This window comes from Actinocrinis sp. (assembly GCF_035605935.1).
In the GTDB taxonomy this organism is placed as follows: domain Bacteria; phylum Actinomycetota; class Actinomycetes; order Streptomycetales; family Catenulisporaceae; genus Actinocrinis.
On the sequence record NZ_DATNGK010000169.1, the window covers coordinates 70395 to 83029 of the forward strand.

7 protein-coding genes are annotated in these 12635 nt (G+C 67.7%); 2 read left to right on the plus strand and 5 right to left on the minus strand.

The window, feature by feature from the left end:
- Positions 1-25: 25 nt before the first annotated feature.
- The 3 genes from VN779_RS14050 to VN779_RS14060 all read right to left on the minus strand — a co-directional run bounded on the left by VN779_RS14050 (position 26) and on the right by VN779_RS14060 (position 3157).
- Positions 26-367 (minus strand): hypothetical protein, encoded by a 342-nt coding sequence (locus VN779_RS14050; protein ID WP_325723297.1) that lies wholly within the window; start codon positions 365-367, stop codon positions 26-28.
- A gap of 29 nt (positions 368-396) precedes the next feature.
- Positions 397-2175, minus strand: a complete 1779-nt coding sequence (locus tag VN779_RS14055; RefSeq protein WP_325723299.1) for a 3-hydroxybutyryl-CoA dehydrogenase — start codon at positions 2173-2175, stop codon at positions 397-399.
- 577 nt (positions 2176-2752) lie between these two features.
- Complete coding sequence (locus VN779_RS14060) at positions 2753-3157, minus strand: SCO5389 family protein (protein WP_325723301.1); 405 nt, start codon at positions 3155-3157, stop codon at positions 2753-2755.
- 251 nt (positions 3158-3408) lie between these two features.
- Between VN779_RS14060 and nucS the strand changes: the two genes are divergently transcribed.
- Both nucS and VN779_RS14070 read left to right on the plus strand, forming a co-directional pair.
- Positions 3409-4080, plus strand: a complete 672-nt coding sequence (nucS, locus tag VN779_RS14065) for an endonuclease NucS (protein ID WP_325723303.1) — start codon at positions 3409-3411, stop codon at positions 4078-4080.
- Positions 4081-5207: 1127 nt separating this feature from the next.
- Positions 5208-6065 carry a hypothetical protein gene (locus tag VN779_RS14070; RefSeq protein WP_325723305.1) on the plus strand — a complete coding sequence of 286 codons (858 nt, stop codon included), beginning with the start codon at positions 5208-5210 and terminating at the stop codon, positions 6063-6065.
- A 75-nt stretch (positions 6066-6140) separates the two neighbouring features.
- Here the strand turns inward: VN779_RS14070 and VN779_RS14075 are convergent, their stop codons facing one another.
- Complete coding sequence (locus VN779_RS14075; protein ID WP_325723307.1) at positions 6141-6755, minus strand: hypothetical protein; 615 nt, start codon at positions 6753-6755, stop codon at positions 6141-6143.
- Between the two features lie 34 nt (positions 6756-6789).
- A complete protein-coding gene (locus VN779_RS14080; RefSeq protein WP_325723309.1) occupies positions 6790-12492 on the minus strand; it encodes a ricin-type beta-trefoil lectin domain protein in 5703 nt (1900 codons plus the stop codon).
- Between the last annotated feature and the right edge of the window lie 143 nt (positions 12493-12635).

Genomic DNA, 12635 nt, shown 5'->3' on the forward strand with positions numbered 1-12635 from the left:
GTCCCTGGCTCCAACCGAATACTCACTACCGGCGGCGCAGGCGCGCGTTCCAACAGGGCGTGTGCCAGTGCCGCCGGTCGTCGAGTCCACCGCCACCGTGCCAGGCCGCCTGGTCGGAGTCGGCGGGCCAGGCGACCAGGTGCGGCATTCCCGGCCGGATCTCCTGATCGCAGCCGGGGCAGCGGTACGTCTTCGCCGTGCTCGCGCCGGCTACTGAGCGCACGATCCAGTCGCCGTCCCGCGCCGACTCGACCCGCTGGTAGCCGAAGGCCTTCTCGATATCCCGTGGTTCGCGGTCAGCCGACTGACCGCGCGCCGAAGAACGGCCGCGCCCCGCGGGGCGTGCATCGTTCTTCCTCGGGCTCACCACCCAAGTTTATCGAACCGTGATCGCGCTCAGGCCCCGTAGTCCCGGAACCCCTTCTTGGTCTTACGGCCGAGGTAGCCGGCAGTCACCAGATGCTCAAGCAGCGGCGCCGGGGCGAAGCCAGGCTCGCGGAACTCCAGGTACAACGCCCGCTCGATAGCCAGCGCAACGTCCAGACCCACCACGTCCAGCAGCTCGAACGGTCCCATCGGGTAACCGCAGCCCAGCTTCATCGCGGTGTCGATGCCGTCGGCCGTCGCGTAGTGCGCCTCGAGCATCTTCACCGCGTCGTTGAGATACGGGAAAAGCAGGGCATTTACGATAAACCCGGCTCGGTCTCCGCAGTCCACCGCGTGCTTGCCCAGCCGCGCGCAGACCTCGTGCACCGTGGCCAGCACGTCCTCGGCGGTCGCGACGGTGTGCACGACCTCCACGAGCTTCATCACCGGGGCCGGGTTGAAGAAGTGGATGCCGACCACGTCGCGCGGCCGGCTGGTCGCCATCGCGCACTCGATCACCGGCAGGCTTGACGTCGTCGTCGCCAACACCGCGCCCGGCTTGCAGACCGCGTCGAGTTCCTGGAACAGCGCCACCTTCACGCCCAAATCCTCGACCACGGCCTCCACGACCAGGTCGCAATCCCCTGCGTCGCCGACCGCTCCACTCGACGTCAGGCGGCCCAGCGCCGCATCCCGGTCCTCCGCGCTCAGCTTGCCCTTCTCCACGGCGCGCCCCAGCGACTTCTCAATCGCTGCACGCGACGCCGCAGCCTTTTCCTCGCTGCGCGCGATCTGCACTGTCGAGTACCCGGCCTTGGCAAAGACCTCTGCGATGCCGTTCGCCATCGTTCCCGAGCCGACGACCGCGACACGGGAGATAGCCCGAGCGCCTTCGGTCGCCGCCGTCGCGTCCGGTGTCAGCGCGTCAGGCACCACCGTCGGCACCTCAGCCTGCTCGTACGTGTAGAAGCCGCGGCCGGACTTGCGGCCGAGCAACCCCGCCGTCTTCATCTGCTTGAAGATCGGCGCGGGCGCGTGCAGCCGGACCCGCGACTGCTTGTACATCGTGTCCAAAATTTCGTACGCGGTATCGAGCCCGATCAGGTCCAACAACGCCAGCGGCCCCATCGGCAGCCCGCAGCCCAGCCGCATCGCCGCGTCGATGTCTTCACGCGTGGCGTACTTGCCTTCGTACATCGAGGCGGCGTGGTTGAGGTAGCCGAACAGCAGCGCGTTGGCGATGAACCCGGCCTTGTCGCCAATCGTGACCGGGGACTTGCCCAGCCGCCGCGCCAGGTCCTCGATGTCGGTGAGCACGCCCGGGTCGGTGACGACGGTGCGCACGACCTCGACCAGCTTCATCACCGGCGCCGGGTTGAAGAAGTGCAGCCCGACCACCCGCGAGGGCCGCGACGTCGCCACCGAGATCTCAGTCACCGAAAGCGAGGACGTGTTCGTCGCGAAGATCGTCTCGGCCGAGCAGATGCCGTCCAGCTTGCGGAACAGCTCCCGCTTGAGTTCGAGCCGCTCCGGGATCGCCTCGATCACCAGGTCGGCGGAGGCCAGCGGCGCCAGCTCAGTGGTGTACTCGATCCGGTCGAGCAGCGCGGCAGCTTCCTCGGCGGTCAGCTTCCCGCGGGACACCGCGCGGCGGGTCGAGTGCGCGACGTGCGCCCGGCCGCGGTTGAGGCCGGCATCGTCGATCTCGACCGCGTGCACGCGCAGGCCGTTGCGGGCCATGACCTCGGCGATGCCCGCACCCATCGTGCCGAGTCCGACGACGCCGACTGTGGCGATCTCGCGCCCCATTGCGCACTCCTCAGGGGTATTGGAAGTCGCCCGCGTCCGGTCCGCTGGGCGCTTGTTACCGATGAGTATCCCCAGCGGGGCGTCCTTCCGCCAGTGCCCGGTTGCCGCCGATCCGCCCGGGCCCCCTGTGACGATCCTCACCCCGCCCGCTCACCCAACTCCCCTTCGCCCGCCCTTCACCCCACGTCTCCCATCCGCCCGCCCTTCACCCCTCCCCCACGAAGCCGGACCGGAGCGAACGTCACGTCAACGCCCACTCCGGCCCGTCTTCCCTCTTACTTCCCCTCCTCCCGCTCTCCTCCTCTACCTCTACCTCTTCTTCTTCTCTCTCCGTCGTGCGTTTCCCGTCCACCGCCCCCGTCATCGCGGCTCTTCCCCACGGGGCGTCCTCCACAGCGCCTCGCAGACCGCTACGACGGCGGCTCCCCGCCTTCGGTGGGAACTCAAGGGCCGCAAGAGAGGCCCTCGGGTGAACCCTCAGTCACCAGGTCCCAGGTCCAGGTCGCTCGATCGATCACTCCTCTCCGCGCACGGTCCGCGCCCGGCGGCCACGTCTACCGCCGGAAACTGGATTTGGTCAGCAGTCGCGCAGCTCAGGCGACTGATTCAGCAGTTGCTCCCGGGTCGAAACGAATCTGCGGTACGCGCCCGACTCCATGCCCGGCTGGCCCTCGGCGGCCGGGAAAACGGCGACCCGGTGACAGTTCTGGAAGGCCAGCCGGACCCCGAAGTAGCGCTCAAGGCAGCCGCGGATCGCGTCCGAGGCGAGCGCGCGGAGCAACTGCCCGCGCTCGGCCTCGCTCGCCGGCGGCGTCAGGTTGTCGGCGTACGCTCCGCCCTCCACCAGCAGCCGCGTGGACAGTTGGCTGATCAGTTGCCAGGCGTAGGGCAGCGAAGTGCGCACACACTCGGCGAACTTCTCGTCGGTGACCTCGCCCTCCTGCGCCGCGGCCAGCAGCTCGGCCGACACATCCAGGGACATCTGTCCCTCCCTTCCCTCACGTCATTGCGTTACGAACTCACTGGCTGGGCCGCGCTCACACCACTTCAATGGCCCGGCGCCGGGCGGCTCACACCTCCGGGTATGCCCTCGGCACAATCACGCCTCACCAGACGACTGATGGTTCGTCGGCTCACTCAGTGGACTTCCCGCAGGCCCAGTCGAACCGCGCGCCACCTGGCCGCCAACGTGCGCCCCCGTACGCCCGCTCCGGTCGGCTAGGGTTTCAAACCATGCGCCTCGTCATCGCCCAATGCAGCGTCGACTACGCGGGACGGCTCGCCGCCCACCTGCCCAACGCCCGCCGCCTCCTGATCGTCAAGGCGGACGGCAGCGTTCTGGTGCACTCCGACGGCGGCTCGTACAAGCCGCTGAACTGGATGTCGCCACCGTGCACCCTCAAGGAGGAAGAGCAGGGCGACGGTTACGTGTGGACGGTCACCAACAAGGCGGGCGAGCAACTGGTGATCACCATAGAAGAGGTCTTCCACGACTCGGCGCACGAGCTCGGCATCGACCCCGGCCTCCAGAAGGACGGCGTCGAGTCACACCTGCAAGAGCTGCTTGCGGAGCAGATCGAGACGCTGGGCAAGGGCTGGCGCCTGATCCGCCGCGAGTACCCAACCCCGATCGGCCCGGTGGACATCCTCTGCCGCGACGCCGAGGGCGCAACCGTCGCCATCGAGATCAAGCGCCGCGGCGAAATCGACGGCGTCGAGCAGCTGACGCGCTACCTGGAACTCCTCAACCGCGACCCGCTGCTCGCCCCGGTCCGCGGCGTCTTCGCCGCCCAGGAGATCAAACCCCAGGCCCGCGTCCTCGCCACCGACCGCGGCATCTCCTGCACCGTGCTCGACTACGAGGTCTTACGCGGCATGGATGACCCAAGCACCCGGCTCTTCTAGCCGCCCGTTGTCGCAGGACGTGACTTCGCGGCCCGAAACGGAACACCGATCGCCGAAGCGGAAGCTGCGCACGACCCCTGCGACGCCGCCTGATCCGAGTCGTTCCGCATAAACGAACTAATGCACGCGAGGTTGTTGTGCTCACACGGCGTCAGCACCAGTACCGCGCAACAGTTCTGCGTAGGCCACATCCCCGAAAAAGCCGTCAGCGCGGCCCTGGCGAGACTACGCTTTGACTGGAGGGAATGCACTTATCAGGGGAGGAAAGTGCTATGGGTCTGCGTTGCAACCTCGGGATGCATCAAGGCGACTGGGAGTACGACTACAGCAGGTCGTGCGATCAGACTCGTCGGTGCACTAGCTGCGGCAACGTCAGCACTCGGGTCCGTCACGACTTCGGCGACTGGGAGTTCACGGACAATCGGGACGAGCCGAATTGCGCGAGCGAGCGGACCTGCGACCGGTGCGACGAGACAGAAACGGATTATCGGCACGAGTACCAATGGGTCAACTATCGCGAGTTGCTCGAATCTGCGGCCAGAAAGCCCACGAGCGGCTTGCTTGAGTTCGCAGGCGCGATGGCCACCGGGTACGCCGCCTCGAAAATCCACCCGTGTAGCCAGGTCATGGCCTGCAAGCGCTGTAGCCGCCCCGGTGATTCGAGCACATTGACCACGGAGCATGACTGGGGCCGGTGGCAGGCGGGACCTTACGGCCAGGGAACGGTTCGGATTTGCGGTCGGTGCGGCGAACGCGAAGAGCGCGATTGAGATCTACGTTCCCACAGAAGGCGTTCTGAGGCCCCGTTCCTCTTGACGCACCCGGACGGGATCTAGGGCATGTTTTGGAACTAGCGTCGGTTAAGGCCGCGGTGTCTGGCGCGTGCGATCGCAAGGCGGAGGGTCGTTCTCGTACCGGGCGTCCGTGGACGATCCGACAACGCAGCGAGCGTGCGTGGCAGGCGCCGCGGCCCCGGCGATGGTTCCAAAACATGCCCTAACTTCGTACCGGCACATGACGGCGTCTCAGACAGGTGGGACTGACGACCAGACGCCTGACATCCGTTTCGATCGCTCGCATTCCGGTAGGAATTCCGCAGGGGGGATACTTTGCGTAAAACGGCTGCCTTGATCCTGTCACTCGCGATGACGACAACCGGCTGTACCGAGGCCAACAACGTCATCAAAGTGGCGGCACAAAGCCCCATCACACCCATTGTCCTGAAGATCGTTCATGGCGGCCTGGTGACCATCGCCGAGGACGTGCCATCACCGCAGGCGAAGGCCGTCGCCCTGGTCGGAGTATTCGCGGTCGATGCACTCTCGTCGGCGGTCGCGTCCGAGCAGAACAACGAAAAGGCGATGGCCGAGGACGCCGTTCTCCTGCTGGTCACCCAGACCATCAGGGGTCAAGTTCAAACCAGCGTCTTCAAGATCACGACCAGCCACAAGCTGATCGTGGCGATGAACGGGAAGTTCATCGAGACTCTCGAACCGAAGAAGATCACCATTACCGCCGAGCCGGGCACCGACTCGACGATCGTGGTAACCGATGCCCAGGCCGGCCAGATCACCTACATCAACGCGAAAATCAACCTGGCGCCGTCAAACTTCGCCAACAACATGCTCGGCGACCACTCTCACACCGACTTGGATACCGGCCGGGATAAAAACCTACCGGATCCGAATCAGAACGCCGATCTGTTCGACTCCGGCACGGGCGGCGTCGTGACCGTCAACGGAGCAAAGGCCGCACGCTGGACCTCCTCGGACGCGCCGACGCTGGCCGGCTGCGAGTCGTTGCCGAAGGCCGCTTGGACGACAAAGCTATACGGCAGTTTCCAAAACCTCGGCGGCCCCGGCGGCGACGTATGGTGCGTGCTCAGCAAGCAGGGCCGCTATGGAACGCTGGCAAGCGGCGGGAACAACGCCAACTACGCCTGGACCTTCGCCTACGTGCTGTGGAAGAAACCCGGCGACAATTAGCGAGCACGACGGACGGGCCGAGCACCGGGCTCTTCTAGCCTCACAGCCGCCTGCGATGCTTCCGTGTCCGTTCCCTTACTCATCAGTGGGCACGTAGTTGGGATCGCGGCCCGCATCCGGTCGCGTCTCGACGCCGAGTCCGTGCGGGTGGAAGCTGTCGTAGCTGAATCCCTCGCCGACGATTTCGGCGGGCAGCTGGCCGGTCATCAGTCGCCATAGGAATCCGTCGAACGGACCGGGAAACTCGTCCCATTCGTTGAAGCCGCCGTCGTGCCAGATGATCGGCCAGCGCTCTGGCTCGCCCGCCGGATCCGCCCGGAAGAAGAACTGGAATTCGTCAGCTGACGTGCCCCAGAGGATCAGGCCGCCGGGTTCCGGGTGCAGGGGATACGGGACCGTTAGATACTCGCGCCGCTGCCGCAGGTAGTTCTCGCCCCATTTGATCCGGGAGAGCAGGTCGCCCCAGCCATAGAGCGGTGACTCCGGCTCTACTTGCGGATGCGAGAACACGATCAGGCCGAGAATGCCGGAGCCGTAGTAGTCCACGAAGCCGGTGAACGAGGCGGGCAGCCGCAGGCCGAGATAGCCTTCGATCTCGCTCCAGTCCGCCGGTGCGACCTCGACCGGACGGCCCGTCGCGTCGACCGGCGGGCCGAGCACGGACTTGATCCGATCGAGGTCGCTCGTCATTGGCTGCGCTCCCTGTGCCCGCTACTACCTGTTGTTAGCCGCAATTCCCGTCCGACACCGGTACCAACTCGTTGGTGAGCGTGCAGTTGATGTTGAGCCCGCCGCCGGTGGCGACGAGGTGGACCGCCGACGGGATCGCTGTCGAGTCGTCAGGGTAGAGCGGTATCACGTCATATTGCACCGTCTCCCCGTTCGGCGCGGCTCTGATCTTAGCCGCGATGAGGTTCTCCACATTGCTCATGGCACCGTTGTTGAGCGCAGCGCCGATGGCGACGAAGTTTCGCGGGTTCTTCGCGGAGCCGCCGAACTGCTTGCCGATCAGGTGGCCGCTGGTGTTTGCGAGCCGGTTGCCTAAACTCTTGCCCCACGGCGCCGGATTGGGGTCGGCTGGCGATTTCACGCCGGTCATCGTGTTGTCGAAGATGCCGTCGGAGCCGGTCGCGCGGCAATCGGTTCCGTCCCCGAACGGCTGCATCGGCCAGTAATGGATGTTCCCCGCGCCGTTCGTCCCGTTCTGCTTCGGGTCCCGGTTCTTGCAGGCGGCGTTCTCGACGGTGTTCGCGAGCGCCGCTTGGTCCCTGACCTTGCGCAGCTGCTCCAGCAGCTCGTCCATCTTCTTCAGCAGCAGCTTGGCCTTCTCTAGTTCCTCGATGAACTTGACGATCTTCGGCGCGAGCTCGACGACCTTCGCCACGAAGTCCGCGAGCTTGGCCACCTTGGTGAACGGGACCAGGTCGACCAGCGTCCAGATGCAGGCCATGACGTCGCCCTTGGTGAAGCAGTTCTCCACGTCGTCGACGCCGAGCACGTCCAGCAGCAGCTGGCCGCCGTTGTCGACGAGGAAGGTGGTCAGGTCGGTGCCTGCCACACCTTGGGCCTGGTTGTACTCGTCGACACAGGTCTGGCCGCAGTTCGCCAGCAGCAGCGCCTGATCACTCGCTGCGAGCGGCGTCTGGCCCGCGTGTTGGTAGGTGATCCGGTTCGCCGCCTCGCTCGCGGCTTCTTGCGCCTGAGCCGCCGCTGCGGCCTGCTGCGCCGCCGCAGCATCGGCCTGAGCGCTTGCCGCGGCCGTGTTCGCCATGGCTGCCGCGTTCGCCGCGTCAGCCGCATCGGACTGGGCGGCGGTCGCTTCGTCGGTGGCATCGCTCGCGGCAGTATGCGCCGCCGCCGCGTCCTTCTCGCTCGCGGTCGCCGCTGCTTGGGCTGCCGCGGCGGAACTGCTCGCTGCCTGCGCGGACACGTGGGCGTTGGTCGCGTCTTGCTGCGCCTTCGCGTCCATGACGTTGATCCGGTCATCGGACTGCTTGGTGGCTTGAGCGTCAGCAGAGGCCTGCGCAGCTGAGGCCGCCGCCGCGGAGGCCGAAGCCGCAGCGCTCGCCGCGGACGTCGCGGCGTCGGCGGCCGCTTGGGCAGCCAGCTTCGCGTCACCGGAGGCCCGGTTGGCGGCGTCCTGAGCTGCGGCGGCGAGGGCGGCTGCCTGGGTGGCCTCGGCTGACGCGGCGTCAGCCTGCTGCTGGGCCATGGTCTTGGCCGCCTCGGAGGACAGGGAAGCGAGCCCGGCCGCCGAGTCGGTGGCGGCGTACGGCGCAGCCAGGTCGATGGCCTGGTCCGCGGGCGCGGCGACGGTGGCCGCCTCCGCCGCGGTCGCCTGCGCCGCCTGGGCGGTGGCCAGAGCCTGCCCGGTCGCGATCGCGCTATCCGACAGCGCGCCGGCCGCCTCGTTCTGCGCGGCCGCTGCCGCCGCCTTGGCGTTGTCGGCGTCGGTCTGCGCCTGGGCCGCCGATGCCTGTGCCGCCTCGGATTGCGATGCCGCGGCGCCGGCCTGCTTGATCGCGTCGGCAGCCAGTGCATCGGCCTGCAAGGCGAGCGAGTGGGTCTGCGCGGCGGCCGAATCCGCCGTGGCGGAGTCCGAGTCGGCCTTCTCAGAGGCGGCACTCGCCTGTACGGCCGCGGCCCGGGCCGTCGCCGCGTCGTTGGTCGCCTGCGTTGCATCGGCGTTGGCCTTGTCGGCCGCGGCACTGGCGGCGTCGGCGTCTGCCTTTGCCTGGTTGGCCGCGGCGGTGGCGCCGGCGGCGGCGTCAGTTCCCTGATCGGCGGCGGCTACGGCAGCGAGCGCTTGTGCCTTCGCCTCGGCTGCATCCTTGGTCCGTTGCGCCGTCTCCGCTTGCGCCCGAGCCGTGGCCGCCCGGTCGGCGGCCTGCTGCGCCGCTACATAGTTGCTGTTCGCGGCGGCGTCCGCGGTTGCGGCGTCGGCCTCTTTCGCCGTGGCGGTGGCATCCTGCTGCTGCGCGTCCGCGTTCTTCGCGGCAGCGTCGTTGCGTTTGGCCTCCGCTGTCGTTTCGGCGTTCGCCGCGATCGTGGCCTGATTCGCCGCGTCGGCGGCTGCCGCGTCGGCGCGAGCCTGGGCGTCCTTCGCCGCGGTTTCCGCGGTCGTCACCTTCGCCTTGTCGTTCGCGACCACGCTGGCCGCGGTGGCCGCTGCCGCGGCCTGGTTCTTCGCCTGGGTCGCGAGCGTCTGGGCTTGGGCCGCGTTGTCCTGCGCCGTCTCACGCAGGTACAGCGCCCGCGCCGCGTGTGCCTGCGCGCTGGCGTTCGCCAGCAGCGTCGCCGAGTCGGCCAGCGTCGCGTTCGTCGCAGCCACCGCGGTCTGCATCGCGTTGGAGGTCGCCTGAGCGGCGGCCGCGGCAGCGAGGGTCACCTGGACGGACTGCAACGCGTACGTCAGGCCCCTGCCTTCGGGCAGGCCGGACGTGGTCGCGGTCGCATACGCCGCATTGCGCGCGGCCACCGCCTTGTTTGCCGCGTCCTGCGCGATGACCGCTTCATTCTGTGCGGCGCCCGCCAGGGCGGCGACCTTCGCCTTGATCAGATCGAGGTCGTGCGGAGCGTGCGAGATGTCTACGTCGGACCAGCCGACCGGGTCGGCGCCGGAGGTCTTCTGGTTCTCGGCCCACAGGATGCCGCCGGCGGTCCAGGCGTAGTCAAGTCCGTCATGCATCGTCTCCGCGCCAGCCTTGAGTGCGTCCAGCGACTGCATCTCAGCGGCGACGATGTCGGCGCGCGGCTGCGCCTGCGCGTTCAACTCGGCCTGCCACTCGGCCCAGGCGGTCTCCTCCACGCCGATCAGCACGTCGGCCGGATCTATCGGGTTTGACGGGTCGCCGCCGGCCCAGCGTGCCTTGAGCGACTCGACCTCGTTGCGGAATTCCGGGGTGCCGGGCACCGGCGCGACCGTCGGCCAGCCGTCGTATTGGATGAACCGGCGCGCGTCGTCGGCCGAGCCGCTGATCGTCTCGTCCCGGTACGTGTTCCAAAACGATGCGTCAGCGGGGTCAGCGGCTGTATGCGTGGCGGCGATAGCAGTGACTCGGTCCTTGGCTGCCTGGTCGGCACGGGGAACCGGCAAAGCGTTATAGGCCGCGTCAGATTCCAGCCAGAAAGTCGAGTCCTTCGACATAAAGGTGGTCACGTCGGCGTTGAAGTCAGGCTGCTGGCCGTAGTCCATCATCCGGTAACCGTCGAGGAAGTGATTGATCCCCGCGGTGCGCTGCTTTCGTGCCTGGTCGGCGGCCGCCGCAGTCGCCACATCCTGCGCGATCGGGCCGTTGCGATCGCCCACCCAGTTGCTGTCTTCCCAAGTCCCCCACAGCTCGCCCATGCCGCTGTCGGGACCCGCCAGTGACTGCGCGGCCGCCGTGCGCACGCTGACACCGCCGGCGTGCAGCAGCATCGCGAGATGGGCCTGCGTTTCCCGCACGGCCTCCGCGGTCTGCATGCCTCTTTCCCGAGCGTTGAGATCGCCGGTGCCAGGCGGAATCACCGAGGTGGTGGCCGTGACCGGGCCGACGAAGGTGTGGCCGGCGTGCGGGACGTCCCAGACCTGCGCCCCGGTGTTGTTGCAGGTGTAGATCTGCAGCTGCGTGCCCCAGTCCGCCGAGGAACCCGGATCGTCTAGGCAGCGCCCCGAGTTCGGGTTCACCAGGCGCGGATTGCCGCCCGTGTCGTAGCCGACCACCCATTGCTGGTCCAGGGTTTCCTGGCACTCGTCCAGCTGCACCTTCGTGCCGTCGTCCGTCGCGCCCTCACCGCCCGCGATGCCGAGGCACAGTCCGGCGGCCGTGAGCGAACCGTCGGTTTGGAGCGTCCACGGCAGCAGCGGACCGGTCGGCGGGCACTTCAAGCCGCAGGCGCTAACCGGCATGTAGCCCACTCCGCAGCCATACAGCACTACCGCGGTGCCGTCAGCCGCAGTAGCGGTGGTCGCTGCCGGGATGGCGCACTTGTTCATGGTCGTGTTCGTGATCTGACCGTTCGGGGCGGCCGGACCGGACGGCGGGCTGAACCGCTGTGAGTTGGTCCCGTTACAGGCGTAGATCTGCAGCGCCTCGCCGTCGACGGTGGACGAGCCCGGCGTGTCGAGGCAGCGCTCTGCGGCCGGGTTGTAGAGCTGGGTGCCGCCGTTCTGGTTGTACTGGAAGTACCACTGCTGGCTCTTCCAGCCGCCGCAGTCGGTCAGCTGTGCCGGGCTGCCGTCGTCAGTCGCGGTGGTCAGGTCGCTCTCGGCGCTCGAGGCGCCGGACGCGATCCTGGTCTGCGCATTGACCACGCCGTTGTCCAGGATGAAGGCTTGCAGGCCGGCCGCACCGGCGGCGATAGAGGTGGCGTAGTGCGACGTGTCGAGCGGGCCGGCCTCTTTGGTCCAGCCGTTCAGGCCGATGCCCTTCTTGGCGTAGAGGTATCCGTCGCTGCCAAGCTTCAACTGGGTGCCGTCGGAACCGGCCGCAATGGGGGTGCTGGAAGCCGGGTCGGTGACGGCGATGCCGCCCTCCGAAGTCCAACCACCCATCCCGATGCCGCTCTTGGCGTAGACGTATCCGTCGCTGCCGACCAGGATCTGCACTCCGCCGTTGGTGACGATCGCCTTGGTGCCGGGGGCTACTTCCTTTACCCAGCCTGCGGCCGCGCCGATGCTGTTACGCGCGTATACGGTGCCGTCCGCGGCCATCATCATCTGGGTGCCGTCGGAACCCACCGAGATCGCGGTAGCCCCCGGGGCGCTCTCCGCGACCCAGCCAGCGGCCGGACCGATTCCGTTGCGTGCGTACACGGTCCCGTCGCGGCCGAGATAGAGCTGGACGCCGCCGTTCGTCGCGATCGCCCTGGCCGAGGTGCCGCCTTCACTGGTCCAGCCGGACGCGCCTCCGATCGTGTTGCGGGCGTAGACGGAGCCGTCTCCGGGCACTATCAGCTGGGTGCCGTCGGAACCGGCCGCGATCTGCTCGAGCTCGAAGTCGCTTTCCTTGGTCCAGCCGCCCATTCCGGTCGAGCTCTTGGCGTACAGCTCGCCCGAGGTCGTCATCAGCATCTGCACCGAGCCGCCTACTGCGACGGACTTCGCGGCGCCACCGTTGGTGCTGGTGACGTCGAGACATTTGCCGGGCGCGCCGACCGGCGTCACGGTCCCATGGAAGCCGCCGTCGCCGGAGTAGTCCTGGTACGGCGTGAAGGTCCAGTTCTGATTCGCCGAGCCGCTGCAGGCGGCCGAGGCCGCGGCCGTGCCGTTGGCCGTGTTGCCTGAGGGATCGTCAAGGCACTTACCCAGCCCCTCGTTGGCGATCGGGCCGCTCGCCTGGGCGTTGAGGTTGTAAACCTGCGATATCGCGGTGTTGCCGAGATTCCAGTCCGGGGCAGCTGACGCCGGGCCGGCCGCCATAATCCAGACCAGGGTGCCGGCCATCGCCACCGCTGTGGCTCGCACCCGCCCGCGACTGAACCATGAACTTGAAGACGCGCGAATGCGCGCAACACGCAACGGCATGAGTTTTCCCCGAATTCCCGAACGCCCGAACGTTGTGAGAGGCGCTTTCAGACCAGCCGCTG

Coding starts and splice junctions, on each gene's coding strand:
- VN779_RS14055 (WP_325723299.1), bottom strand. CDS start 2,175: ATGGGGCGCGAGATCGCCACAGTCGGCGTCGTCGGACTCGGCACGATG.
- VN779_RS14060 (WP_325723301.1), bottom strand. CDS start 3,157: ATGTCCCTGGATGTGTCGGCCGAGCTGCTGGCCGCGGCGCAGGAGGGC.
- nucS (WP_325723303.1), top strand. CDS start 3,409: ATGCGCCTCGTCATCGCCCAATGCAGCGTCGACTACGCGGGACGGCTC.
- VN779_RS14075 (WP_325723307.1), bottom strand. CDS start 6,755: ATGACGAGCGACCTCGATCGGATCAAGTCCGTGCTCGGCCCGCCGGTC.
- VN779_RS14080 (WP_325723309.1), bottom strand. CDS start 12,492: ATGGCCGGCACCCTGGTCTGGATTATGGCGGCCGGCCCGGCGTCAGCT.